24 protein-coding genes are annotated in these 26169 nt (G+C 59.0%); 15 read left to right on the forward strand and 9 right to left on the reverse strand.

Going from position 1 to position 26169, the window contains the following annotated elements:
• The first annotated feature begins 131 nt into the window (after positions 1 to 131).
• The 13 genes from RYH70_RS09615 (at position 132) to RYH70_RS09675 (ending at position 13520) form a co-directional block, all read left to right on the forward strand.
• Positions 132 to 1463, forward strand: coding sequence for a TolC family outer membrane protein (locus RYH70_RS09615; RefSeq protein WP_317010116.1), 1332 nt, complete (start codon positions 132 to 134; stop codon positions 1461 to 1463).
• Positions 1460 to 3649 (forward strand): type I secretion system permease/ATPase, encoded by a 2190-nt coding sequence (locus tag RYH70_RS09620; protein ID WP_317010117.1) that lies wholly within the window; start codon positions 1460 to 1462, stop codon positions 3647 to 3649. The genes RYH70_RS09615 and RYH70_RS09620 overlap by 4 nt, the downstream gene beginning before the upstream one ends.
• A 71-nt stretch (positions 3650 to 3720) precedes the next feature.
• Entirely contained in the window at positions 3721 to 4917 is a 1197-nt protein-coding gene (locus tag RYH70_RS09625) for an HlyD family type I secretion periplasmic adaptor subunit (protein WP_022996770.1), read from the forward strand.
• A 329-nt stretch (positions 4918 to 5246) separates the two neighbouring features.
• Positions 5247 to 6032 (forward strand): esterase/lipase family protein, encoded by a 786-nt coding sequence (locus tag RYH70_RS09630; protein WP_022996771.1) that lies wholly within the window; start codon positions 5247 to 5249, stop codon positions 6030 to 6032.
• 243 nt (positions 6033 to 6275) lie between these two features.
• Entirely contained in the window at positions 6276 to 7370 is a 1095-nt protein-coding gene (locus tag RYH70_RS09635) for an AraC family transcriptional regulator (protein WP_022996772.1), read from the forward strand.
• Between the two features lie 241 nt (positions 7371 to 7611).
• Positions 7612 to 7995: a hypothetical protein gene (locus RYH70_RS09640; RefSeq protein ID WP_022996773.1), complete on the forward strand. Its 384-nt coding sequence runs from the start codon at positions 7612 to 7614 to the stop codon at positions 7993 to 7995.
• A 12-nt stretch (positions 7996 to 8007) separates the two neighbouring features.
• Positions 8008 to 9102 (forward strand): PHA/PHB synthase family protein, encoded by a 1095-nt coding sequence (locus RYH70_RS09645; protein WP_080530888.1) that lies wholly within the window; start codon positions 8008 to 8010, stop codon positions 9100 to 9102.
• Positions 9099 to 9701: a GNAT family N-acetyltransferase gene (locus tag RYH70_RS09650; protein WP_022996775.1), complete on the forward strand. Its 603-nt coding sequence runs from the start codon at positions 9099 to 9101 to the stop codon at positions 9699 to 9701. The genes RYH70_RS09645 and RYH70_RS09650 overlap by 4 nt, the downstream gene beginning before the upstream one ends.
• A gap of 27 nt (positions 9702 to 9728) precedes the next feature.
• The gene (locus tag RYH70_RS09655) at positions 9729 to 9959 is read left to right on the forward strand and encodes a DUF6489 family protein (RefSeq protein ID WP_022996776.1); all 231 of its coding nucleotides are present in this window, start codon (positions 9729 to 9731) and stop codon (positions 9957 to 9959) included.
• A gap of 181 nt (positions 9960 to 10140) precedes the next feature.
• Positions 10141 to 10593, forward strand: a complete 453-nt coding sequence (phaP, locus tag RYH70_RS09660; RefSeq protein WP_022996777.1) for a TIGR01841 family phasin — start codon at positions 10141 to 10143, stop codon at positions 10591 to 10593.
• 85 nt (positions 10594 to 10678) lie between these two features.
• Complete coding sequence (locus RYH70_RS09665) at positions 10679 to 11446, forward strand: SDR family oxidoreductase (protein ID WP_022996778.1); 768 nt, start codon at positions 10679 to 10681, stop codon at positions 11444 to 11446.
• An 88-nt stretch (positions 11447 to 11534) separates the two neighbouring features.
• A complete protein-coding gene (locus tag RYH70_RS09670) occupies positions 11535 to 13091 on the forward strand; it encodes a WS/DGAT/MGAT family O-acyltransferase (RefSeq protein ID WP_022996779.1) in 1557 nt (518 codons plus the stop codon).
• A 147-nt stretch (positions 13092 to 13238) separates the two neighbouring features.
• Positions 13239 to 13520: a putative quinol monooxygenase gene (locus RYH70_RS09675; RefSeq protein WP_022996780.1), complete on the forward strand. Its 282-nt coding sequence runs from the start codon at positions 13239 to 13241 to the stop codon at positions 13518 to 13520.
• A gap of 50 nt (positions 13521 to 13570) precedes the next feature.
• On the opposite strand, the gene RYH70_RS09680 is transcribed toward RYH70_RS09675, so the two are convergent.
• Positions 13571 to 15082 (reverse strand): MFS transporter, encoded by a 1512-nt coding sequence (locus RYH70_RS09680; protein ID WP_317010118.1) that lies wholly within the window; start codon positions 15080 to 15082, stop codon positions 13571 to 13573.
• An 89-nt stretch (positions 15083 to 15171) separates the two neighbouring features.
• Here RYH70_RS09680 and RYH70_RS09685 point away from each other — a divergent pair, with 89 nt between their 5' ends.
• Positions 15172 to 16008 (forward strand): helix-turn-helix transcriptional regulator, encoded by an 837-nt coding sequence (locus tag RYH70_RS09685; RefSeq protein WP_317010119.1) that lies wholly within the window; start codon positions 15172 to 15174, stop codon positions 16006 to 16008.
• Here RYH70_RS09685 and RYH70_RS09690 read toward each other — a convergent pair.
• The 8 genes from RYH70_RS09690 to RYH70_RS09725 all read right to left on the reverse strand — a co-directional run bounded on the left by RYH70_RS09690 (position 16005) and on the right by RYH70_RS09725 (position 24730).
• On the reverse strand, positions 16005 to 17222 hold the full coding sequence (locus RYH70_RS09690; protein ID WP_022996783.1) for an acyl-CoA dehydrogenase family protein: 1218 nt from the start codon (positions 17220 to 17222) through the stop codon (positions 16005 to 16007). The genes RYH70_RS09685 and RYH70_RS09690 overlap by 4 nt on opposite strands.
• Before the next feature lie 66 nt (positions 17223 to 17288).
• On the reverse strand, positions 17289 to 18026 hold the full coding sequence (locus RYH70_RS09695) for an SDR family NAD(P)-dependent oxidoreductase (protein ID WP_022996784.1): 738 nt from the start codon (positions 18024 to 18026) through the stop codon (positions 17289 to 17291).
• A 50-nt stretch (positions 18027 to 18076) separates the two neighbouring features.
• Complete coding sequence (locus RYH70_RS09700; RefSeq protein WP_055099875.1) at positions 18077 to 19114, reverse strand: phosphotransferase family protein; 1038 nt, start codon at positions 19112 to 19114, stop codon at positions 18077 to 18079.
• A 145-nt stretch (positions 19115 to 19259) separates the two neighbouring features.
• The gene (locus RYH70_RS09705; RefSeq protein ID WP_022996786.1) at positions 19260 to 20081 is read right to left on the reverse strand and encodes an HpcH/HpaI aldolase/citrate lyase family protein; all 822 of its coding nucleotides are present in this window, start codon (positions 20079 to 20081) and stop codon (positions 19260 to 19262) included.
• Complete coding sequence (locus RYH70_RS09710; RefSeq protein WP_022996787.1) at positions 20082 to 21278, reverse strand: CaiB/BaiF CoA transferase family protein; 1197 nt, start codon at positions 21276 to 21278, stop codon at positions 20082 to 20084.
• 90 nt (positions 21279 to 21368) lie between these two features.
• The gene (locus RYH70_RS09715) at positions 21369 to 22721 is read right to left on the reverse strand and encodes an MmgE/PrpD family protein (protein ID WP_284455717.1); all 1353 of its coding nucleotides are present in this window, start codon (positions 22719 to 22721) and stop codon (positions 21369 to 21371) included.
• 9 nt (positions 22722 to 22730) lie between these two features.
• The gene (locus RYH70_RS09720) at positions 22731 to 23894 is read right to left on the reverse strand and encodes an acyl-CoA dehydrogenase family protein (protein ID WP_022996789.1); all 1164 of its coding nucleotides are present in this window, start codon (positions 23892 to 23894) and stop codon (positions 22731 to 22733) included.
• The gene (locus tag RYH70_RS09725; RefSeq protein WP_284455716.1) at positions 23894 to 24730 is read right to left on the reverse strand and encodes an FAS1-like dehydratase domain-containing protein; all 837 of its coding nucleotides are present in this window, start codon (positions 24728 to 24730) and stop codon (positions 23894 to 23896) included. Before RYH70_RS09725 ends, RYH70_RS09720 begins: the two co-directional genes overlap by 1 nt.
• Positions 24731 to 25077: 347 nt before the next feature.
• On the opposite strand from RYH70_RS09725, the gene RYH70_RS09730 reads away from it, so the two are divergent.
• Positions 25078 to 26142, forward strand: a complete 1065-nt coding sequence (locus RYH70_RS09730; RefSeq protein WP_080530894.1) for an AraC family transcriptional regulator — start codon at positions 25078 to 25080, stop codon at positions 26140 to 26142.
• The last annotated feature ends 27 nt before the right edge of the window (positions 26143 to 26169 follow it).

The following is a 26169-nucleotide window of genomic DNA, read 5'->3' on the forward strand; positions in this document are numbered from 1 at the left end:
TCGATACGATGCACACCGGCACCGGGCCAGAAGGCCCGGTGTCTTTCCAGGGAAAGCTGCAGTTAAGGATCTGAATGCGGTCTCACGGAAGCAAGGGAGTTCATCGTCCATACCTCCTGTCAGCGATGGTAATGCTCTGTGTTTGCCTTGGAGAAGCCGGAGCAGGGGAAGTCGATACCGGTGACCTGAAACAACAGGTCAAACAGGTTCCGGTATACGGAAACGAAGTGGATTTCGATATTGTCAGCGCGGTTCGACGGGCGGTGGATACGCACCCGGTTATCGCTGAATCCATTGGCCGCCTGTTCCAGCAAAACGAACAGGTGGCGGTGGCTCGCGCAGGCTATTATCCCGAACTCAGCGCCGGTCTTAGCCGTGGCTACAGGGACTCCACCGGACGCTCCGAAGAGGCGTTGACCGCTTCGGCCTCACAGATGTTGTACGACTTTGGCAAGGTTTCCAGCTCCGTGGCGGCGGCTTCCCACGGGGTGGAGCGGGACAGGGCCAACGTGCTTTTGGCGGTGGACCAGCTTGCCCAGGAAACCGCGCAGGCGGTGATCGAGGTCCAGCGTTATCAGACGCTGCTGACAATCGCCAGGGAGCAGGTGGAAGCCATCGGAGAACTGCAGGAACTGGCGTCTCAGCGGGCCGCCAAGGGCGCCGCCACCCGGTCGGACGAAATCCAGGCTTTGTCCAGAAAAGAGGCGGCCCAGGCCACGGTTCTGCAGTTCCAGGCACAAAGCGATGCGTGGCAGCGTAATCTGCAAAGTCTGTTGAATGCCCCCGGGCCGGTCACGGTATCTCCGGAGTTTCCCGATCATCTGGCTGACGCCTGCCTTCGCGTGGAAGAAGACTTCGACAATGTGCCCCGGATCATGCGGGCGGAAGCGGAGCGGGAGGAAGCCCGTTCGCTGATTCGTCAGGCGCGGGCACAGATGTTGCCGACCTTCTCGATCTCCGCGGATTTCGAGCACTATCTGAATGATCGGCCCGCGGACCTGGAAGCCATGGATCGGGACAATGATGTCTTCGTTTCCCTGGGAGTAAGCAGCAAGCTGTTTCAAGGCGGCGCGTTAAAGGCCCGCCGGCGGGCGGCAGACTACGCCCTTGAGGCGGCGAACGCCGCCCGGGATGCCGCCTACCGGGAAGTCTCCCTGGGATTACGGGAGGCGAAGGTACAGACACGGAGTCTGTCCGGGCGCCTCGAATTACTGAACAACCGCTATAACAGCATCGCCGAGACGCAGAAGCTGTACCGGCAGCAATATTTAGCATTGGGAACGCGCTCACTGTTGGACATTCTCAATACGGAACAGGAGATCCACCAGTCCCGCTTCGAGCAGCAGAACACCCGGTTTGATCTACGCCGCCTGCAAATCGACTGTCTTTACAACGTGGCGGAAATTCGCGCGGCGTTTGGTTTGAGCAGCGCCGCCGTGCAGGGAGTGCCGATTCAGCCATGAGTATCCAGGATGTCGAAGAAACGCTGGACGAAGCCGCGCCGGCTCCCGACTACGGACCGTGGACCGAAGCCATGTTGGCGGTGGCCCGGCATTATCGTTTGGAATATTCCGAGGAAAATGTTCACCTGACGGCTGCCTGGAGCATGAGGCAGAGCCCCGGCGATGTGCTGAAGGCCATGGCCCGCCAATTGGGACTGGCCTGCAAGATTGGTGATCTGGGCGAAATGCCGCTGACACCCTGGCGGTTTCCTTTGGTGGTGCAATTCAAGGACGGCCAGGTGGCGGTGGCCGAAAGCATTGGCGGTGATGGCGCGGTGACGCTGTCCTATAGTGGCGATCAGGGCCTCAGAAGTCAGCTTCCTCGTCAGGAGCTTGTCGACAATGTGGTTCTCACACTGATCCTGAGACCGACCCGTTCGGCCCCCGATGCCCGGGTGGACGATTATGTCCGGCCTTATCAATCCAATTGGTTCCGGCGCATCATTCTTCGTGATCTGAAGCCCTACGGACATGTGATGCTGGCATCACTGGTAGCCAATCTGTTGGCATTGGCCGGCATTTTGTTTTCCCGCCAGGTCTACGATCGTGTGGTTCCGGCGGAATCCTATGCCACCTTGTACGTCCTGTTTTCCGGTGTTCTGGTGGCAATGGTGTTTGATTTCATTCTGCGCAGGAGCCGGGTTCATATCACCGATTTGCTTGGCAAGCGGGCTGATATGCGCGTGTCGGATCGCGTTTTTGGCCACGCGCTACGCATAAAAAACTCGGAGAAGCCGCGCTCCACCGGGTCCTTTATCGCCCAGATTCGCGAACTGGAGCATATTCGGGAATTGCTTACCTCCAGCACGGTAACGGCATTCGCTGATATGCCTTTCTTCTTGTTGTTCTGTTTCGTGCTCTGGTATATCGCCGGTCCCTTGGTGCTGGTACCGCTGGCTGCGGTGGTGTTGATGATCATTCCCGGCATGCTGGCGCAGAGGCGCCTGCATATTCTCGCCAACGAAGCCATGCGCGAGTCTTCACTACGAAATGCGATGCTGGTGGAAACCATCCAGGGTTTGGAGGACGTCAAGTCGTTGCAAGCGGAAGCGCGTTTTCAGCAGCAATGGAATCATTACAACGCGGTCACCGCCGACGTGAATCTGAAACTGCGTTACATCGCCAATACCCTGGTGGTGTGGAGTCACACGATACAGAGCGGGGTATTCGCCGTCATTGTCCTGTTCGGCGCACCGATGGTGATGGAAGCGGAACTGTCGGTCGGGTCGCTGGTGGCGGCATCGATCCTGGCGTCACGCATGATGGCTCCGATGTCTCAAATCACGCATGTGATGAGCAAATGGCAGCATGCCAAGGTGGCGATGAGCAGCCTGGATCAGATCATGGAGCGCGCGGTGGACCACCCCGAGGAGGAAAAACGGGTTCACCGACCCTTTGTCACTGGTCACTATCAGTTGAAGCAGGCGGTATTCCAATATGCCGATGCCCCCAACGCCGCTCTGGCGGTGAAGGCGCTGACCATCAAACCGGGAGAGCGTATCGGTGTGCTGGGGCGTAACGGCGCGGGCAAATCCACGTTGTTGCAGGCTCTGGCCGGCGCCATCGAAGCCGGTTCTGGACAGGTTCTCCTGGACGGTATCAATCTCACTCATATCGATCCGGCGGATCTACGTCGGGATGTGGGGCTTCTAAGCCAGAACGCGCGGCTGTTCCACGGTACCTTGCGGGATAATCTGATGCTGGGCGCCCCCCATGTGTCCGACCAGGAGTTACTCGCCACCATGGATATGACCGGTGCCAGTGATTATCTGAGAACGCTGCCCGACGGGCTTGACCATCCGATTCTTGAAGGCGGGCTCGGCCTGTCCGGTGGTCAGCGCCAGTCGCTGTTGCTCTCCCGTCTGCTGTTGCGACAGCCCAATGTTCTGCTGCTGGATGAACCTACCGCCTCACTGGATGAGACAGCGGAAAAGAAATTCATTCAGAGAATGAGTGACTGGCTGGAAAACCGAACTCTGGTGGTGGCGACACACCGGATGAGTATGCTCAATCTGGTGGACCGTATCATTGTGCTGGAAAACGGACAGATTCTGCTGGACGATACGCGCGCCAAAGCACTGTCGATCCTATCGAAAAAGGCTCCGCTTCAGTCCACGAACAACAACAAGGAAGGGACCCGGCCATGAAGGGGAGCCGCGATGCCGCCAATTCCCGCCCGCCTGATATCACCGGACTGTCAATGAGCGCTGCTGGAGGAATGGCTTCTCTGTTGGATTACGACAATGACCATCGTCATTACAACGATGAAGTGGACGATGCCACGGTGGTTCGTTCAACCCGTATTGTGTGGCTGGTTTGTCTGGCCATGGCCGCGTTACTGGTCTGGTCCTATTTTGCCGAGGTAGTGGAAGTATCGACAGGTGATGGCCGTGTGATTCCGTCTTCCCGGGAGAAAGTGATCCAGTCCTTGGAAGGGGGAATCCTGATGGACCTGAGGGTCAAGGAAGGGGAGATCGTAGAAGCCGGGCAAGTGCTGGCTCAGTTGGACCTTACCAAGACCGAGTCCAGTGTGGAAGAAAGCGCGGCCCGTTATCGCGCGGCCCTGGGCACCGTTGCCAGATTGGAAGCGGAAGTCAACGAGACACCGTTGATCTTCCCGGAGGCGTTACAGGCCTATCCCGAACTCATCGCCGCGGAAACCGAACTGTATGAAACGCGGCGCCGGGGGTTGAGATCGTCTTTGGCTGGCGTCCATAAGTCCCAGCGCATTGTGCGTGAAGAGTTGCAGCTGACGGAATCGCTGCTGGAAATCGGAGCTGCCAGCAACGTGGAAGTGCTGCGCTTACGGCGCCAGCTGTCGGAGCTGGAGCTGAAAGCCAGTGAGATCCGCTCTGAATACCTGATTCTTGCGCGGGAGGAACTGGCTCGTGCGGAGGCGGAAGCCAAGGCTCTGTCCTCTGTGGTACGGGGCCGCTCGGACGCTCTGTCGAGGCTCACATTGCGCTCGCCGGTGCGCGGAGTGGTGAAGGACATCGAGGTCAGCACCCGGGGCGGAGTGATTCCACCTAATGGTCGCCTGATGGAAATTGTCCCTCTGGACGATCAGTTGCTGGTGGAAGCCAGGATCTCTCCCAGGGATATTGCCTTTATTCACCCCGGTCAGTCCGCCAAGGTCAAGATCACCGCCTACGACTATACCGTCTATGGCGACCTGGATGGCGAGGTGGCCATGATCTCACCGGATACCATTCAGGACGAAGTCAAACCAGAGATCTTTTACTATCGTGTGTTCATCCGTACCAAAACGGATGCTCTGATCAATGATGCGGGCACCAGGTTTCCGATCGTGCCGGGTATGATCGCCAAGGTGGATATCCGCACCGGCGAGAAGACGGTTTTCGAGTATCTGATGAAACCGATCGATCACGCCGGAGAAGCCCTGCGGGAACGCTAGTTCCGGATCACCATCGCCAATCATAGCGCGGAGAAGTCGTTCCGCGCGGAGTCGCTGACCGCGCCCATTCACCGCGCTGTTTCATTCAAAGCCTTTCCTGACAGATAAAACCGGAACCGACCGCCCGGGGGGTTCTGAGTGGACTGGCTGGCCGGACGATTTCGACCTAGCACCGGGGCGTGCATCTTTTATTGTGTTAACAGCGCACTGTAAATGTGCTGATTGAGATTTGCTCATAGGGACCATGGTGAAAAGAGTGAGCAGAAAATAACCATTTCGGTTTTGCCGACGAGACTCAAGTAACAACAACGAATGAAAGGAGCTCGAATATGCAGGCTGTTTCCAGCGAAATCAAAGCGCCGTCCTTATTTCTATTCTGGGCGGAATGGCGGGCTGCCGTGGAGTTTGGAAGCCTGGCTTTATCCCTTCCGTGGCTCGGAACCCTGCCCAAGGGGGACGGCCATCCCGTATTGGTTCTGCCAGGACTCAGCGCGGATGATTCCAGCACCGTGGCGCTACGGATGTTCCTGCGTAATCGTGGCTACCAGGCTTATGGCTGGAATCTGGGACGCAATGTGGGATATCGCTCCGGTATGCGCGAACGGCAGATCGAGCGGTTAAAGGAAATCCATGAACGACACGATGGTCAGAAGGTAAGTCTGATCGGCTGGAGTCTTGGGGGGCTTTATGCCCGTGAGCTGGCCAAGCAGGCGCCGGATTTGGTGCGCCAGGTGATCACCCTGGGATCGCCATTCAAGGGAAACCCCAGAGCCAGTAACGCCTGGCGTCTTTACGAATCCCTTGCTGGTCACTCAGTGGACAAGGTACGAGAGTCCCTCCATGTGGAGGTTCCACCGGATGTGCCCTTCAGCTCAGTCTATAGCCGCACCGACGGCATCGTGGCATGGGAATGTTCCATCGAGGAAGAAGGGGAAAGACGCGAGAATATCGAAATCAGGGGCAGCCACTGTGGTCTGGGGCACAACCCTCTTGCCTATTATGTGATTGCGGACCGGCTGGCGCAGAAGGAGGGTGGCTGGCGTCCCTTCAAGGGTGGGGAGGCCAATCGGGACTGGTTCCCGGAACCGGCGCGGTACGCCGATATCGCATCGTAACATAGGGTCGGCCAGCGCCGTGACAGGTGCTGGTTCTCGGTGTCGCCGGCGCTTCATCTGGTATCAGGAGTGCTGGTGTCACCGCTTTTTTTTACTCATGGGCGGGCTTGCCCATGAGCGATATTTTCTTCTCTAAAAAATTTCTTCAACCCGAAGAAATTTATAAAGGACAAGATAATTAAGTGCTTGACCGGCCATGCGTTCAGCCGCTAATTATTAGGGTGTTGCACCGGGAGAAAGGCAATGCCCGTATTAAAACAACTAAACGAACGTGATCCGGTATTACCCGTTATGGTAGACGACTTTGTTCCAGCTTCCGAAAGGTGTGTCAATTTTACCCATTCCATCACCGCTATCATTCAGCAAGTTGAATCACAAACGGGCGCTGTGCAAAAGATACTGGACGGGACCGATCTTGAAGTATCGATGCTTGCCAGGCATACCACGCGCACTTCTTGTCAACACCTGGAGAAGGTGGTTCGCAATACTTTGAATCTGATGCAAGATACCGATGTGGCTCTACGTGCCGGCAGGAGGATGCGCGTTACCAGCTACGGTATGTATGGCTACGCCTTGTTGAGCAGTGCCAATTTCATCGACGTGTCGATGGTCAACAACAAGTACATTCTTTCTGGAAGCCCGTTTTGTCAGGCTCCCATGATTCTGCAAGGCAACGGCGGCTACTGCACTCTGACACCAAGACAATGGACCGATCCGGCGGACATGGCCTACCGATTTTCGGTGGAGTTCGCATTGGCTGCTCATCTTTCGGTTTGCCGGGATGTAACCGGCGGAAGATTCGGGTTTTCCCGGGTGGAGTTGGCCTACCCGCGCCCGGTCTACGGCGACGCTTATGAGCAGGTCCTGGAGTGTCCGGTATCCTTCGATCAGGAGGAAAACATTTACTGGTTCGAGGCGCCTGGCGTTCAAGATCCATTGCCCTTCGCTGACGCTCGTACCAACGCCATGGTATTGGAAATCTGCGAAAAACTCCTTAGCGAACTTAATGTCTCGGGTGGTGTCGCCGCGGACGTGCGAGAACTTCTGGTCGAATACGTTGGTCATTTTCCCGATCTTGAAGGGGTGGCGGCGGAGCTGGGCATGCACCCGAGAGCATTGCGCCGCCGGCTTACCAATGAGGACACGTCCTTCAGGGAGTTGTTGCGCGATGTAAGGATGCGGCTGGCGGTGGAGTATTTGCGTAAAACCGAGCTGACCAATGAAGAAATATCCTGTCGGCTGGGTTACTCGGATGCGGCAAATTTCCGCCACGCTTTCAAACGCTGGACGGGATGCTCCCCATCGGAGTATCGGGGGATGGACTCGAGCGACAGCTGAGTCCGGCCGGGCCGGATTTTTTTCTTATTACTCATCTCTTCTTGGAAAAACGGCCGAGTGGGCCTGGTGGCGTCGTGCTCGCTTTTGACCTCGTCTGTCCGTAAATCACCGGATAAAAGGACTCTGAACACCTTTCCCGATGCTCCGTGCGGAGCACTATGTTTATCGTAGGAAGAGCGGTTTGTGTATGGCATGGAAACATGTTCTCCAGAGATGGTGACACGGCAGACGGAGACGGGAAATGAGTAATAAACCGGACGATGGTGCCTCTCAGGATCCTTTTGAGGCCTGGCGAAGCTTCTTGACCGAGGCGGAAAGAAATATCAACGAGGGACTTAGCAAGGCAATGGCCACGCCGCAGTATACCGCCGCGAGCCAGGGGGTATTAAAGGCTCTTCTACAGTCCCAGAGTACCTTTCAGAAAATGGCAAAGCGCTACTTCGAGACGGTGAATCTGGCTACCAGGGAGGACATGGCGGCAATTGCCGAGAGACTGGACGCCATCGAGGAAGCCCTTAATCGTTTGGAGAGGGATTCCGCCACGACCGCTAAGTCCCGGAGCGCTGGGCGGGTGACCGCCACGAAACCGAGACGTACACGCAATTCGAGTATCAGTGGAAAGTAAACGGGGCCTCCTATGACCAGAAAGGTTGAAGCTGATACCTCCTTATTTCCTGGTCAGGTCGCGGATATCGTCCAACGTGAAGTGGAAAGGGTGATTCTGCGCCAGATAAAGGGGATGGAGTATCTCAATCAGCGCGGCACTGACGCGGGAAAAACACCGAAGGCCGAACTTTACCGGCAGGGAACCCTGGTCCTCTATCACTACCTGCCACAGACGGAGGAGGTTTATCGCGTACCGGTTCTGTTGGTGATGTCCTTGATCAACAAGCCGTACATTATCGACCTGGCTCCCGGGCAAAGCCTGGTCGAGTATCTGGTTCAAAACGGCTTTGACGTGTACCTGATTGACTGGGGCGCGCCGCGGGACGAGGACAGGAGTCTGCGTCTGGAGGATTACGTCATGGACTTCCTGCCCACTTGTGTCGCCCGTGTCCAGGAGGACAGCGGCGAGCCCGATGTTTCAATTCTGGGGTACTGCTTCGGCGGGCTGCTGTCGGTTTTGTATGCAACACAGTATCCGCACGGCCCGCTGAAGAATCTGCTATGCCTGACCACGCCAATCGATTTCTCAGGAATGACGTTACAGAGGGCATGGACGGACAAGCGTCATTTCGACGTTGACGATATCGTTGACCGATTAGGAAACGTGCCCGCCGAGATGATTCTTGCATCCTTTGACATGCTGAGACCGGCCTCACGCTTTTTTTCCCAGATTCGGCTTTGGGACAACATGTGGAATGACGAATTCGTCACCGCGTATCGCCGGCTGGACCGCTGGAGTAACGATCAAATCCCTTTTGCCGGGGAATGCTTTCGTCAGACCGTTAAGGAGCTGCTTCAGGAGAATCGTCTGGTCGAAGGGCGCTTTCAACTCAATGGCCGAAAGGTCGATCTCGGAGAGATAACGGTGCCTTTTATGCATGTAGTAGCGAAGTACGATCACATCGTTCCTTATGAATCCGCCCGATGCCTGGTTCACCAGGTGGCGTCGGAGGATCGTATCGAGGAGGTTATCGAGGGCGGGCATGTCAGTCTCGTTGCTGGCCGGAACGCGATCAAACGTCTATGGCCAAGAATCGACGGATGGTTGTCGGAGCGTTCGTTATGAGTGCTGGTGATGAGCGTGCCGAGCGTTTGCCTCGCGAGCAGACCCTTGCCGACAAGTCCGTGCTACTGCGGTTAATGACACAATCCGACCAGGAGCCGATGCTCCGCTTCGCCTCCGCTCTGCCTGATCACGACTTGTTGTTTCTGATGCGGGACATTACGCAACCGGCGGTGATTCGAAAATGGCTGGATGAGGTGCAGTCCGGTCGAATGATCGGGCTGGTGGCGGAGGGTAATAATCGGTTCTTGGGTACCGCGACGGTTATCCCATCCAATGAGCCCTGGTCAACGCACGTGGGCGAACTTCGTGTTCTGGTCAGTGTTGATATGCGGGGCACCGGGCTGGGAACGGTGTTGGTACAGGAGGCCTTCGCCTCGGCGCTGGATCTGGGTATGGAAAGGCTGGTGGTACGGATGACCCCGGACCAAAAAGGGGCTATAGCCGTGTTCGAGGGGTTGGGGTTTCGCCCGGAGGGTGTTCTCCGGGATCACGTGAGAGATCTGCGAGGTAAAAAGCATGACCTACTTGTGATGGGACATGACGTCCGCGGCTTTCAGGCGGTACTTGGTGCCTATGGTTTCACCGATGCGCTTTCCTGAAGCAAAGGGCCAATAAGGAGTGGTGCGATGAAAGTGACCATCAACGTGGAATGTACTCCGGAAGAGGCCCGTATTTTTTTGGGCCTGCCGAATTGGAAGCCGATGCAGGATCGCATGATGAAGGGCGCGGAGGAACGAGTGCAGAGCTACTTCAAAAAGCTTGATCCAAAGGAACTGGTCAGAACCTGGTTGCCGGTGGCGCCGGGAACGGAGCAATGGCAAGCGTTGTTCTCCAAATGGCGAGGGGAGGAAAAGTGAGTCGCGGGTATCAACGGACCAGCCCAATCCGTGTCCCAAAATGACCGGTTTGGCTGTCACTGCAAACCTCGTTGGGGTTCGGAGCCCTTGCTAACGTTGTTATTGGCAATCGTTTGGCTGATCCGGTAAGGGTCCATGTCCAAATCATTTTATAACCAGGCAGAGCAGGAGAGGCAGCAGCATGGCAGCAAAAAGCGCCAAAGAATCAGCGGAAAAAAACGAAAACCCCGCCACCCAATGGGCCGATCAGGTGAAAGGTCTGTTCGAGAAGTACAAGTTGCCGGGAGTCGATCTGGAAGCTATCGCTGAATGGCAGAAGAAGGAACTCGAGGCTTTGAATGAAGCCAGTCGTCAGGCTTCGGAAGGAATCAGCACGCTGGTCAAACGGCGCGGCGAAATCCTTGAAGAAACCCTGCAGGAATGGCAGGTAGCGGTAAAGGAAGCCAGCGCGACGGGCGAGGGACTGGGCAAGCAGGGTGAAGCGGCCCGGGAGCGGCTGAAGAAGGCAATGAGTAATGTGCGAGAGTTGGCCGAGCTGGAAGTCAAAGCGCACAGTGATGCCTGGAAAGTGCTTCAGGACCGGCTGCAGGAGAACATGAGCAGTTTGCAAAAGCTGATTCAACCGAAGAAATAGCCGACCTCGTCGGGCGCCCGGGTGTCAAGGTTACACCCGGGCTTTGGCAAAAATACCGTAGAGAATAATAAGCACGGAGACGGGAATGAGCTTATCCGAATTGCAGAACCTCGATGGCTGTGTCGCATTGGTTACGGGAGGCTCACGCGGGCTCGGTTTGCAGATGGCTGAAGTCCTCGGTGAGCTGGGTGCCAAGGTGGCGATCACTGCCCGTAAGATGCATGAACTGACCGCGGCAGCGGAGCATCTCCGGTCGCTGGGTATCGAGACCTTTCCGATTGTCTGTGACATGTCCAACCTTGATGCCATTCCCTCCATGGTGGGGACGGTAGTGGACGCCCTTGGGCCGATTGATGTCCTGGTGAATAATGCCGGCACCTCATGGGGGGCAAGCACCATTGAGCACAGCCTGGACGGATGGCAGAAAGTCATCAATCTGAATGTGACGGCCATCTTCGTGATTACCCAGGAAGTAGGGCGGCGCTGCATGGTCCCTCGCAAGAGCGGCAAGGTTATAAATATCGCTTCGATTCAGGGGCTGGCTGGCCTCTATCCGGAAGGCATACCGACGCTGGGCTACAACGCCAGCAAGGGTGCCGTGGTGAACATGACGCGGACCCTGGCCAACGAATGGGCGCCGCTTGGTATCAACGTCAATGCCATCGCACCAGGTTACTTTCCCACCAAGATGACCGCTCAGTTGAGTGAAAGCGAAACGTCCAAAATGTCGGTAATGGACAGAGTGGGAGGCTCAGAGGACTTGAAAGGGGTGACGGCACTGTTCGCCACCAAGGCCGGTGCCTTCATTACCGGGCAAATTCTGGCTGTCGACGGCGGTGTCACCGCTGTCTGATTGCTCGCATCCGTTTTCCCGCGTGCTCTTTGTTTGCCGTGGTTCGCGGGTGACGTGAAAGAATCGATGTCTTCCGGGGAGAAGCAGCATGGAACATCTCAGCAGTATTGACGCCTCGTTCTTGCATCTGGAAACTCCTGAAACGCCAATGCACGTGGCGAGCCTGGCCTTGGTCGACGCCCCTGAGGGCGACATAACGGATTTCTATAACAAAGTAAAAAAACTGGTTGGCGATCGCATGCACCTGTCGGGCGTGCTGACACGAAAGCTGGCGGCGATGCCCTTTGAGCTGGCCGAACCGGTATGGATTGAAGATCACGACATCGATCTGGATTATCACATCCGCCACATGACGGTTCGCAAGCCGGGAACCATGCAGGAGTTTGATCAGCTGATTGGTCGTTTGCATTCAATGTTACTTGATCGCAGCCGCCCTTTGTGGGAAATCTACGTAATTGACGGTCTGGAATCAGGGCAGGTTGGCATCTACGCCAAGCTTCACCACAGCGGCATCGACGGCAAGGCGGGGATGGAGTTCGCCAAGGTGCTTTATGACACCACTGAGGAAATCCGCACGGTGATACCGCCTCGCCGCTCGCGCGGAGGCGCCTACCAACTCGGTTTCGCTGAACTGCTGCGGGCCGGTTTTACCAATGCCGCGCACCAGTACCGGAAGCTGGCGGGCATGATGCCGGTAACCGCCAATTTGTGGGGCAAGGCCGCCAATATCATGGCCAGCCAATCGATGAAATCAGGAGAACGTCCCCTCAATCTGGGGATGGCGCCGCGCACCATTTTCAACGATTCGATCACCAACCAGCGTTCCTTCGCACGTCTTACATTATCCATGGATGAGGTCAAGGCTCTGGGCAAGCGGGCCGGGGGGACCATCAATACGGTTATCATGACCATGTGCAGCGAGGCTTTGCGAGGCTTTCTCAAGGACCGCGGCCTGCTGCCCAAGGAGTCCCTGATCGCCATGGTTCCGGCCAGCTTGAGATCCGCTGACGACGATACCATGAACAACCAGGTGACCATGATTCGCGTGGATCTTGCCACCGATATCGAAGATCTGAGAGAACGCTTCCATGCGATACATGATTCGTCCGAAGCGGGCAAATCAGTGGTCCGCGAGTTGAAGGAAGTGCTCGCCGTGGACTTCCCAGTGATGGGGGCGCCCTGGTTCATGACCGGCCTGGCATCCCTGATCGGGCGCAGCCGTCTGCTCAATCAGATGCCGGCGGTGGGCAATGTGCTGATTTCCAATGTGCCCGGTCCGCCGGTACCACTCTATATCGCCGGGGCCAGAATGCAGCATTATTACCCTGTCTCGATTCCCTACCATGGCAGTGGCCTGAATATCACTTTGCACAGCTATGCCGGGCAGCTTGAATTCGGTATTACCGCCTGTCGCAGAATGCTGCCGCAAGATGAGGCCTATGAGTTGCTGGAGCGATTGGAACAGGCGCTGCGCAAGATCGAGGCGCTGCCGAATGAAGCGGCGGCGGCCGAAGCCGCCGCCGGGGAAGCCAAGGTGGACGACACTGTGCCGGTGAAAAAGAAGGCCAGGGCGAAGACATCGACGGCCAGGAAGGCGCCTCGTCGACGCAAGGCCGCCACCGGAAAACCGTCTTCCGCGTCTTGAGGGGAAGGGAGTGAGTACCGGCCGCCAGCGGGTGGGCCGGTGCTCTCCTTAACGGAAAACGTAACCAATAGTGTCAGAAGCTCTCGTCACCCCCGCGCTTGTGCCAGCATGCCGGTTGCTAATCGTTTACAACGTAAGGAAAACAACATGCTTGGAATCGTAGCTGTGCTGCAGGCGCAGGCCGGTAAAGGGGACGCTCTGGCGGCGGAAATGAACAAGATCGCGGCGGAAGTACGCAAGGAAGAAGGTAACCATGCCTATAACGTTCACCAGTCCCTGGACGACAAGGATGTGGTGATGATCTATGAGCAATACACGGATCAGGCGGCTCTGGAAGCCCACCGTGAGAACATGAAGGGGCTCGGTGGTGGTCTCAAGGACCTGCTGGCGGGACGTCCGGATGTGAAGCTCTTCCAGTTGGCGCAGTAAACCTGCTGGGAAATGGCGCGGCGCCGCCGGGCCATTCCCCTTATCCGTATTCAGTGCCCGCCTCTTAGTGTGATCACTGGCACCATGGCGAGGAGGCCGATACCCACGGCGGTGATCAGAGCGGTGAGGTTGAGGCTCTGGGTGAAAATCTCCCGCGCTTGCTCGAGTACCCCCGCCGGTAGCTGGTCCGCCACGGACACCGCCTGCCAAAGGCTTTCGTTGACGGCCGTGGATAGGGCTCCGAGTTGTTCGGCGGCGCAGATGCGATAGAGGCTGCCGCTGAGGCTGCCCAATATGGCGACGCCCAACGCCACTCCCAGTTCCTGTACCGTTTCCGACAGCGAAGCCGCGGAGCCTGCTTTGCCCGTTGGCGCCGCCGCCACCACCAGATCGGTACCCAGCGCGGCGATGGCTCCCAGGCCCAGATAGATCAGGGCAAAGCCACTGACCACCTGTATCGTTCGAGCTTCCGCGTCCACCCAGGCCAGCATCAGATAGCCCAATACGGAGAAAAGCAGCGCTCCGGTCACCACCCGTCCGACCGGGAAGCGTCGGGTCAGCAGCGGCGCGCTGATCGCCGCCACCAGCATCGCCAGGGCCGGCGGTCCCATCCAGGCACCGGCGACGCGGGGAGACAGGCCACTGACCAGTTGCAGATACTGGGTCACCAGCAGCATGGCTCCACCCACCCCCATCAGACCCACCAACAGGATCAGCAGGGCCGCGGTGAACGAGCGGCCACGGAACAGGCTTAAATCCAGTAATGGATCCGCCAGGCGTCGTTGACGTTTGATGAACAGAAGCAGGCCGAGAGCACCAATCAACAGCGCGATGACCCCTTGCCAATCCAGGCCGTGCCTGGCGAAGTGCTTGACACCGTAGATCAGCGGCAGAAGTGCCAGAAGTGACAATGCCATGCTGCCCGGGTCCAGCCGTCCGCTGCTCTCATCGCGGTATTCGGGGAGCAGCCAGGGGGCGCAGAGCCACAGAACCGCTACCACCGGAAGTGCCACCAGAAAGGCGGATCCCCACCAGAAATGATCCAAAAGCACACCCCCCACCAACGGGCCGGCGGCCATTCCCAGAGCGAACATGGTGGCCCAGATACCGATGGCCAGCGCCCGCTGGGATGGCTCCCGAAACAGGTTGCTGATCAGCGCCAGAGTCGAGGGCATCAGGGCGGCGCCGGTAAAGCCCAGTAACGCCCGCGCCACGATCAGTTGCGTGGCGGTGCTGGCGAAGGCGGCGAGTAAGGAAGCCAGGGCAAAGCCGGCGGCACCCAGCATCAGCAGTTTACGGCGCCCGATGCGATCACCAAGCGTCCCCATGGTGATCAGAAAGCCGCTGATGAAGAAGCCATAAATGTCCATGATCCACAGCGCCTGGGCACTGTCCGGTTTCAAGTCCGCGGCCAGCGCCGGAAAGGCGAGATACAGCAGCGTCACGTCCAGACCCAGTAACAGCGTCGGCAGGGCCAGAACGGCGAGGCCGGCCCATTGGCGCGGACCGGCACGGCTCGCCAATGGTGACGAGGGAGTGGGGTATTCACAGTATGAGGTCATCTCGCTTCTCCTATGGAAGAAGCGTTATTCTTGGGGCATTAAACTAACCGTACAATTTAAGCTCTTATACTATTAGCAGGACTAACAGAATGAGCCCGGTAAAATCTCTGGCCCGTACTCGGCGTGAGCTTGCGGAGTTCGTGCGACAACGTCGTGAGCGTGTGACGCCGGCGGAAGTGGGGCTGCCTTCCGGACCACGCCGCCGCACTCCGGGATTACGCCGGGAAGAGGTGGCGGCACTCGCCGGTGTCGGCATCACCTGGTATACGTGGTTCGAGCAGGGCAGGGATATCAATGTCTCGGAAACCTTTCTCCTCAACCTGTCCCGGGTGCTGAAGCTGGATGACGAGGACTGCTGCCATCTGTTTATGCTGGCGCAGCAGCGGCCGCCGGCCTACGAGGCCCGCCAGGCCACCGCGGTTTCCCGGTTAACCCAAGCGGTCCTGGATCAGCTTGCACCTTGCCCCGCCTATGTAATGAATTTGCGCTGGGACCTGGTGGCCTGGAACCAGTCCGCCGATCATTGGTTCCGGTTGAACGAGCGCGCCAACACCGAGCGCAACCTGCTGCGTCTGGTATTTCGTGACGACGTCCTGCGAGAACGAATGCCGGACTGGGAGCGGGATGCGCGGAAGCTGTTGGCGAACTTCCGTTGCGATCTGGCGGTGGCGCCGGAGGACCCGACAATGACGGCGTTTGTCGATGAAATGAGACGGTTGTCCGAGCCGTTCCGGCATTGGTGGGACGAGCCGGACCGGCAGGGCTATCAACGTGGCATCAGCCGTCTGACAGGGGACGATGGCCGGGTGCGATCACTACGGCATGAGATGCTGATCGTGGACGAACACCTTCATTTACGCATGCTGGTATATTTTGAAGATGAGGCCGGGAACGGTGTCGGCGACACCGCGCCCCGGGGGAACTAGGAATCGTTGTATTCCTGAATTTTCATTTTACCTAATTGCGACATGTGCACTTCGTCCGGACCGTCGGCGATGCGCACGAACCGGTTCAGAGTAAAGAAGTGCGCGATCGGTGTATCGTCGCTGACCCCCATGCCACCATGGGCCTGGATGGCGCGGTCGGTCACGTTCTGTGCCATCTGTGGCGCCACCACTTTGATTGCCGCGATCAGATCCTTGGCGTCCTTGTTGCCGTATTTGTCCATGCGGTCAGCGGCTTTCAGTGTTAGCAGGCGGGCTTGCTCGATATCGCAGAAAGAGCGGGCAATGTCCTGGCGGATACTGCTTTGCTCGGACAGTTTGCGACCGAACGCCACTCGATTCTCCACCCGGCGGGCCATGATTTCGAGGCTGCGCTGAGCCTGGCCAATCGAGCGCATGCAATGGTGAATGCGGCCCGGGCCGAGTCGGCCCTGGGCGATTTCAAAGCCGCGTCCCTCGCCCAGAATCAGATTGCGTTTGGGAATACGCACATTCTCCAGGCGCAGCTCCGCTTCACCACCCGGTGAATTGAGACTGCCGAATACCGTCAGATTGCGGACGATGTGAATCCCCGGCGTGTCGCGGGGAATGATCACGGTGGACTGTTGCTGGTGGCGAGGCGCGTCGGGGTCGGTTTTTCCCATTAATAACAGCACCTTACAGCGCGGATCCATGATGCCGGAGATCCACCACTTGCGGCCATTGATGACGTAGTCGTCACCGTCGGATTTGATTTCAGTTTCGATGTTGGTGGCGTCGGAGGAGGCCACCTGCGGTTCCGTCATCAGATAAGCGGAACGGATTTCTCCGTCCATCAGCGGCTTGAGCCATCGCTCCTGTTGTTCGGCATTGCCGTATTTGGCGAGCACTTCCATGTTGCCGGTGTCCGGGGCGGAGCAGTTGAACACCTCGGCGGACCAGGGAATTCGCCCCATGATTTCACACAGAGGCGCGTATTCCAGATTGCTGAGTCCGGGGCTGAGATCACCGTACTCCTTCGGCAGGAACAGATTCCACAGACCTTCGGCGCGGGCCTTTTCCTTCAGTTCCTCAAGTCCGGGCCAGGGTTGCCAGACCCTGGCCGGGTCGGTGACCCAGTCATGTTGTTCCTGTTCCCGTGGCGCGATATAGGTGTCCATGAAGCGCTGCAGGCGCGCCAGCAGCTCCAGGGTTTGTTCGGAATGATCGAAGTTCATGGAAGCTCCCCTTTTTTTGGGAAAAAGAGACTGGGAAAAGTGATTGGCAAAAGCGGAATCAGCCTGTCAGGACAGGATAAGTCCGCCGTCCACCACCAGGGTCTGGCCGCGAATGTAGTCCGCCAGCGGGGAAGCCAGAAACAGCGCGGCGCCGGCCATGTCCGCCGGAGTGCCGAGGCGTCCGGCGGGAATATTGGCCAGGGAAGCCTCCAGACGTTTGGGGTTTTCGGTGGTCACGGTGGTCAGCTTGGTGGCGACCAGGCCTGGAGCAATGCCGTTCACCGAGATGCCGTCGCTGGCCCAGGCTTCCCCAAGAGTCCGTACCAGGGCCACGGCGCCAGCCTTGGAAGCGTTGTAGGCGGGATTGCCGCGGGTGGAATGGAAGGCGGCGGTGGAACTGACCACGATCATGTTTCCCCGGCTTTCGTGCAGCATGGAATGGAACTTCATGGCACAGGCACGCAGGCTATCGAGGTTTACCGCGATCACTTTGTCCCAGCCTTCCCGCTCGAACTCACCGCGCCGATAGGCCACCGTGCCCTGACATTGAATCAGAATATCCAGTTGGGAGAAGGCCGGGGTGAGGCGTTCAATGGCGTCGATGTCGGAGACATCCACCTGGGAGTAGCCAAGGCCGTCAAGGTCGGATCCTTCGTCACCAGCGTAGTCGCTGGCGCTGGCACGAGTACCCCAGACGTGCACATCGGCGCCGCGCCGGCGGAAAGCCTGAGCGATCCCGTTGCCGATACCACTGGAGCCGCCCACCACCAAAACGGTTTTCCCGCTGAAATCCAGATCGTTCATATCGTTCTCCACATTATTCCGGAATGATTGTTCCGAGATGAAGGCCGCGCTCAGGAGATCCAGCCCAGGGCGCGCTCGAACAGCGTAATGGTGCGGTTATGCAGGCGCTCGCCGGTTTCCATCGGGGCCTTGCCGGCACAGGCCCGCGCGTAGGTGCCTTCCAGGATCAGGCCGAGCTTGTAGCATGCCAGTACGCCGTACCATTCGATGTGGCTGAGGTCGCGATCGCTGCGGGCGCGGTAATGTTCGATCATTGCTTGCCGGCCAGGGAAGGCCGTGCCCAGGGTGTCGCCTTTCTGATTGATCCGCAGATCCAGATGGTCCGGTGTGGTGGCCAGGAGCCAGCCAAGGTCGATAAGCGGATCGCCGATGGTGGTCAGTTCCCAGTCGACAATGGCGGCCAGTTCCGGACGTTCATGGCAGTAAAGCACGTTGGCGAGATGGTAGTCGCCATGAATGATGCCGGGCTGAAACGTATCGGGCCGATGACGTTCCAACCATTGTCCGACGCGATCCACGCCGGGAATACCACCGGCGCCGGGCCATTCGGCAAACGCCTGATAGCTCTCCAGCTGTGCGCGCCAGCGGGGTACCTGCCGCTGCAGAAAACCCTCGGGCTTGCCGAAGCCACTCAGTCCGACTTTTTCGTAATCCACCGCGCCGAGGGCAGTGATCCCTTCCACCAGGGACAGGCCCATGCGGTGCACCCAGTCGGAGCTGGTGCCGTGGGACTCGGGAAAATCGCAGGTGGCGTTGAAGCCATCGATGGGCTCCATCAAATAGAACGAAACACCAATCACGTCTTCCTCGGGGCAGGCGGCGAGCAAGCGGGGATGAGGCACCTTGGTATCGGACAGCGCGGCGAGTAGGCGCATCTCCCGCCGCATGGTGTCGTTGGAATTGGCGCGTAGATGGCGGGGCGGGCGGCGCAGAACATAGTCCTTGCCATCACGTTGGAAGCGCAGCAGCAGGTTCTGGGTGCCGCCGGCCAGCGGCAGGGGATTCTCGATACCGCCTTTGCCCAGACCCTGCTGTTCCATCCAGGTGTTCAGTGCCCGCAGATCGACGAGCGATTGCCAGTCCTTCATTCCGCACCCACCGTTGTTCTGGTTATGAGTCAACAGAGTAGCAGTGTCTCGGCGGCGGGCGGCATCGTCGGAAGCGACGAAGCTGTTCTTCCGGCCTTGGAGATATAAATTCGGAGGTAGCTACAAGGCCCCTGATGGAGGGAAATCAGCCCGCCGCGGCGATCAAGCGACGGGCTCGTTGAATCACTGGCTCATCCACCATCTGTCCGTCCAACTGGAAAGTGGCACCGTGTTCGGCGACACCGTCCACCACTCGACGGGCCCACTCCAGTTGCTCGCTGGTGGGGGAAAAGGCCCGCCGCACCGGTTCGATCTGCCCGGGATGAATGCAGAGCATGCCGGTAAATCCCATTTGCGCGGCACGCAGTGCGACTGCCGCGACTTTCTCCGTGTTACGGAAATCGGGCTCCACGCTTTCCACCGGTCCGGCAAGACCGTTCAGCCGGCTGTGCAGGATCAGTTGAGCACGACACTGGTCCAGGATGGTGACGGCACCTTCGCTGCCGGCTTCGGCACCCAGATCCAGACTCAGATCCAAGGCCCCAAAGGTGAGCCGTTCGATGCCATCGCAGGCGGCGATGTGTGGAATGTTGATCACGCCACGTACGCTTTCCACCAGTGGCCATAGCGCCTTGCCATCGATGCGGGCGCGCTGAACATCCCCGGCGCTTTCGGTCTTCGGCAGCATGATGCCGTGCACCGCATCGGCTTGGGAGCACAGGGCAATATCTGCTTCGAAGTGATCCGTGCTGGCGCCATTCATGCGCACGAACAAGGGCGTCGTGGCTTGCTCGAGGAAATCGGCCAGGGCGCGGCGAGCTTCGGCTTTGTCCGCCTCGGCCACCGCATCTTCAAGATCGATGATCACCAGGTCCGCGCCGCTGGCCTGGGCCTTGGCCACCCGCTCCAGACGGGTGGCGGGCACGAACAGCATGGTGCGGGCATCACGGGACGCTCTCAAGGCCATTCAGATTACTCCCGCCTGTTGGAACTGTTCGATATCGCCGTCATCGTAACCCAGCTCAGCGAGAATAGCCGCGCTGTGCTCGCCCAGGTCCGGCACGGCGTCCATACGCGGCTGAAACGCATTGCTGGCTCCGGGAGGCAGTAATGCCGGCAATGGCCCCCTTGGGCTGCCGATCTCGGTCCAGCGTTGCCGGGCGGCCAGTTGCGGGTGCCGCCAGACACCATGCATGTCGTTGACATGAGCATTGGCGATGCGCGCATCATCGAGGCGGCGAATCACTTCCTCGGCATCCAATTCCGCGAAGACACCCAGGATCAGTGACTTCAGTGCTGCCCGGTTATGGACCCGTTGGGAATTGGAGGCAAAACGTTCATCGTCGGCCAGCTCGGCCTGTAGCAGGACTTGTTCGCAGAACACACGCCATTCCCGCTCATTCTGCAGTCCCAGCATCACGGTGCCGCCATCGCCGGTGTCGAATGGGCCGTAAGGATAGATAGTAGCGTGGGCGGCGCCGGTGCGCGGCGGAGGTTCGGCGCCTTCGAACGCGTAGTAGAGCGGGTAGTTCATCCACTCCACCAGGCTCTCCAGCATGGAAACGTCGATACGGCTGCCTTTGCCGGTGCTCTGGCGCAGCAGCAGAGCGTTGAGGATATGAGTGTAGGCGTACATACCAGCGGAAATGTCGGCGATGGAACAACCGGCCTTGGCCATGTCGTCCGGGGTGCCGGTGACGGACAGGAAGCCGCCCTCACTCTGGATCAGCAGATCGTAAGCTTTCTTGTCCTGGTAAGGGCCGCCTTCGCCGTAACCGGAGATGTCGCAAACGATCAGTTTTGGGAAGCGCTCGTGCAGTGCTTCGAACGACAGTCCGAGGCGGGCGGCGGCGCCGGGAGCCAGGTTCTGCACCAGCACGTCGGCTTGTTCAAGCAGGCGTTGCAGTACCGGGGTGGCGGTATCGTGCTTCAGATCCAGCGTCAGACTTTCCTTGGAGCGGTTGGTCCAAACGAAATGGGAGGCCAGACCGTGGACCCGTTCGTCATAGCCACGGGCGAAGTCGCCGACGCCGGGGCGCTCTACCTTGATCACCCGCGCGCCCATATCCGCCAGCTGGCGGGTACAAAACGGCGCGGCGATGGCATGCTCCAGGCTGACCACGGTAATGCCGTCCAGGGGCCGGGGAGAAGCGGTGGTACTCATTCTTGTGCTCCTACAGCTGCGATGGGCGCTTTCTCTGGCAAAGGCAGGTCGGCGGCCCTGGGACGCGGGGTAACCCCGCGTCCTCACGGTTCAAATCAGGGGAGTGACGTTGTCGGCGTCATGCAGTGTCCAGACACGTTCGATGGCGGTGCCCATGGCGTCCTCGGAAAGGGTGCCGGCGAAACGCGCCAGCCGACGGAATTTATCTTCCAATTCCGCCCGGTTCAGCGTATTGCCCGGGTCACCTTTGGGTTCATCGATGCTGCCGTGCAGGGTACGGCCATCTCTGGTGACCACATCCACCCGGCCGAGCCAGCGCGCCGGGTAGGCCCCGTCCACTTCGGCGTCCAGCTGCATTGTGACCTTGTCACGAAACGCGGCGACCGCGGCATCGTCCAGTGGGATCTGGTGAAACTCCGACAGACCGGCATGGCCGTGCAGCGCAATCAGGCCCAGCACCGTTCCCATGGAGAACTTGGCCTGGTGGATAGTGGCCGGAATGTCCACGCGGCCGAGTACATCGATGGCGCCCTGGTGCACCCGGGCGGTGACGGATTCGATGTCATCCGCCTTGAGATCGTGCTCCCGCATGACCGCCAGCAGGGCATCCGCCGCCGGGTGAGTATGGCGGCAGGATGCGTGGAACTTGAACGAGGTTTCCGACAGCGCCCAGCGTTCGCCGAGGCGATCATTGAGAAAACGGGCATCGGCGTCCCGGGACAAGCCGGCGGCGAGCCCCTGATCGCCTTCGAGGATATTGCGTGCTCCGGTCAGCCCATCGGCGGTGAGACAGGCGGCCAGCACGCCATCCGCCGCTGCCTTGGCGGTGTGCAGTTGCTTGGAGTCGGCGGCGTCGCGCAGGAATTCCCATAAGCCCGAGGCCTGGGTACCGGCACTGCCGAGAAGGTTGATGAAACCGTCCCGGTCCAGTCCCAGAATTTTGCCGGCGGCCACCGCCGCCGCCAAGGTGCCGACGGTACCGGTGGTATGGAAGATGCGGTAGTGGGAGCGGCCGAGAAATTCGCCGATGCGAATGCCGGCCTCGTAGCCGGCCACCGAGGCGACGATCAGATCACGACCGCTTCCGCCCTGTTCCTGAGCCATCGCCAGGGCGGCGGGAAATACCACCGTGGCCGGGTGCAGTACCGAGCTGTTGTGCAGATCGTCCTGTTCCACCACATGGGAAGCGGCGCCGTTGACCAGCGCGGCGAAGTAGGCGGAAGTGTTGGTGCCGTCCACCAGATTCTGGACAGCACCGGAAGCGGGGCCCATGCGCCGTGCATAGCCAGCGAACAGCGGGATAGGGTGTTGACCGCTGCCGGCGATCAAGGATCCCAGCCAGTCGAGGAACAGATCCTCGGTGCGGGCCACCACCGCTTCCGGCAGGTCCTCATAGCGCAGCTCGGCGAGAAACGAGGCCAGGGCCCGGGTTGCGTCGCTCATGTTCGCTCCTTAGAAGGACCGTGGCAGTTCGAGCAGGTGCTCGGCCACGTAAGAGAGAATCAGATTGGTGGAAATCGGAGCCACCTGATACAGGCGGGTTTCACGGAATTTCCGTTCCACGTCGTATTCGCAGGCGAAGCCGAAACCGCCGTGGGTTTGCAAGCACACGTTGGCGGCTTCCCAGGACGCCTTGGCCGCCAGGTATTTGGCCATGTTGGCGGCGGCGCCGGCATTGAGGCCGGAATCGTATTGTTCACAGGCACGCCAGCGCATCAGGTCGGCGGCCTCCACTTCGATGTGCGCTTCGGCAATGGGAAACTGAATGCCCTGGTTCTTGCCGATCGGGCGGCCGAACACTTCCCGGTCACGGGCATAGCGGCTGGCCTTGTCGATGAACCAGCGGCCATCGCCGATGCACTCCGCGGCGATCAGCGTGCGCTCGGCGTTGAGGCCATCCAGGATATAGCGGAAGCCCTTGCCTTCCTCGCCGATCAGCGCCTCGGCGGGAATTTCCAGATTGTCGAAGAACAACTCATTGGTGACGTGATGCACCATGTTGGCGATCGGCTGGACCGTCATGCCATTGCCGATGGCCTGGTGCAGATCCACCAGAAAGATGGACATGCCATCGGTTTTTTTCTTCACCTGATCCAGCGGGGTGGTGCGCGCCAGCAGGATCATCAGGTCGGAATGCTGAATGCGGGAGATCCAGACTTTCTGACCGTTGATGACATAACGGTCGCCCTTGCGCACCGCGGTGGTCTTGATCTTGGTGGTGTCGGTCCCGGTGGTCGGTTCGGTGACCCCCATGGACTGCAGGCGCAGCTCGCCGCGGGCGATACGTGGCAAATAGTGATCCTTTTGCTCGGCGGAGCCGTTACGCAGCAGCGTGAACATGTTGTACATCTGGCCGTGCACGGTGCCGGAGTTGCCGCCACAGCGATTCACTTCTTCCAGTATCACCGAGGCTTCCGCCAACCCCAGACCGGAACCGCCATACTCCTCCGGGATCATCGCCGCGAGCCATCCGGCCTGAGTCAGTGCGGTAACAAACTCTTCCGGGAAGTCCTGTCGCTCATCGACGCCACGCCAATAAGCGTCGTCGAACCCGGCGCACAGGCCGCGTACACCGTCACGAATGGCATCCAGGGCTTCTTTATCGTACTGAATCATTAACGGGTCTCCTCGAATTCAACTTCACCGACATGGGCCTGGCCCTGTTCGTTGCCGGCCATGACCCGGGCAACCCCGGGGGACTCAATAACACCACCGACCTGAAAAGGCTCAGGTGCGATCAACGGACGCATGCCCCGATAGCGGAATACCTTGGCGACCTTGTCCGGATTGGACTGGACAAACGCTCGCATCACCAGGGTGGCGATCAGGGGTCCGTGTACCACCAGGCCCGGATAGCCTTCCTCTCCGGTGGTGTAGGGCCAGTCGTAATGGATGCGGTGGGAATTGAAGGTCACCGCGGAATAACGGAACAACAGGGTGGCTTCCGGTTTGATGGTATCGGCCCACTGCAGCTCCGGCATGGGCTCACCGACGGAGGCCTTCAGCGGTACCGGTTCACGGTACACGATGTCCTGTCGCTCGCTCACTTTCTCCTCGTCGTCCTGAAGGTAGCGGTGCCGCACGGTAATGAAGGTGAGCGAGCCACTGCGGCCGTGTTTTTCCTTGATGTCCTCGATCCGGCTGTGTCGCCGCGCCGGCACCCCGGCGCGCAACGGGCTGTTGAAACGCACCTCGCCGCCGGCCCACATACGTTGGCAGTCGCGAATCGGTGGCAGGAAATCACCGGGGAGGGGATGGCCATCCGGCCCCAGGGTGTCCATGCCGGAAACCGGTTGAAAGAATGCCCACTGCCACAGATGGGGAAGGGCGTCTCCGGTGCTCAGGGGGGCGCCGCCAAGTGTGGCGGTCACCCGGGCCAGGGCGTGAAGGTCCAGACTGTCGTCCTGGATCTGCTCCTTGCCCAGCCACTTATTCGCGTTATCCAAGGCCATGCGCAGGCTCCGCAATAGATAAAACAGGCATATGAAAAAGAAATCGGGCTACCCGTTGGGCTCGGGAGGGGAGTCACATCAAGAGAAGGAACCGATTTGCTTTTGTATACGGTATACAGTATACATTGATCACGCAACAGGAAAGCGAGCCTGTCGTTCTTTGATTCCGGCGGGTTTGGCGAAAAACTACAGACGCGTGGTAAGGGGTCTCTGCCTGTGTCGGATTTGGCCAAGAAGGAGAGCATCCATTCCGCGTCACGCCGCTCCGGTGGGCGGTGGCATAAAGATCCTGAATACAAATACTGATGGTGGGCCGGCTCAGGCTGGTTCCGCGGCGGAGGATAGTGATGAATATCCGGTTTGACGGCTCGGCGATGACCACCAGTCATACCATTTCCATTCATCATGTGGAGCAAATGCTGGCGGGTGCGTGCCGACACGGAGTGGACCCGGAGCCGGTGATGCAGCGTGCCGGGATCCCGGTGCGGTTGCTGAAATCACCATTGTCCCGTGTCTCCCAGGACCAATACGCGCGGCTGATGTACCTGTTGAGACGTGATCTTCGCGATGAATTCTTCGGTCTGTGCAGCCACCCGGTGCCATTGGGGGCCTTCGCTCATATGTGCCAGGACCTGATCCAGTGCGAAACCCTTGGCGATGCCTTGCGTCGGGGCTTCACGTTTTACCATTTATTGTTGAAGGATTTCGTGCCGCGTTTGGTGGTGCAAGGGGAAACCGCCCATGTCTGTGTGCGTGACCTGGGAGACGAGCCCGCCTGTCTGAGCTATGCCAAACGCATGTTTATGTTCTTTACCTGGGGCGTGTCGTCCTGGCTGGCGGCAAGACGGATTCCCTTGCAACAAGTCAGCTATCAGGACATGGGCGATGGCAAAAGCAACCGTATCCATTTGATTTTCGACGCGCCATTGAAGGCCAACGACAACTGCTTCGGCTTCACCTTCGAATCGCGTTGGCTGGAGTTGCCGGTAGTGCAGAACCGCTTGAGTCTGACCTCCTTTCTGCGTCAGGCACCGGCCAACCTGTTGGTGCGTTATCGGGACGAAACCTCTTGCAGCGAGCGGATTCGGCGGCTGCTGCGCCGTCATCTGAGTTCTGGATTGCCAACACTGGAAGAAGTCGGTTCGGTGCTGGGGATGACGCCGCAAACCGTACGCCGGCGCCTGCGTGATGAAGGCCAGTGTTATCAAGGGCTGAAGGACAACCTGCGTTGCGATGCGGCGATCGAGTATCTGTCGCGTCCGGACCTGAATCTGGTGGACGTGGCATCAAAACTGGGTTTTTCCGAACTGAGTACCTTCCATCGCGCCTTCAAGAAATGGACCGGTCTGCCGCCGGGTGAATACCGCTATACCCGCCTGAAGGCGGCCCGCCCCTATCTGAATATGCAATGAAGACATGCGATGCGTGGAGCGGGCTTG

The sequence above is a fragment of the Alloalcanivorax xenomutans genome, assembly GCF_032810065.1.
Classification (GTDB): Bacteria; Pseudomonadota; Gammaproteobacteria; order Pseudomonadales; family Alcanivoracaceae; genus Alloalcanivorax; species Alloalcanivorax xenomutans.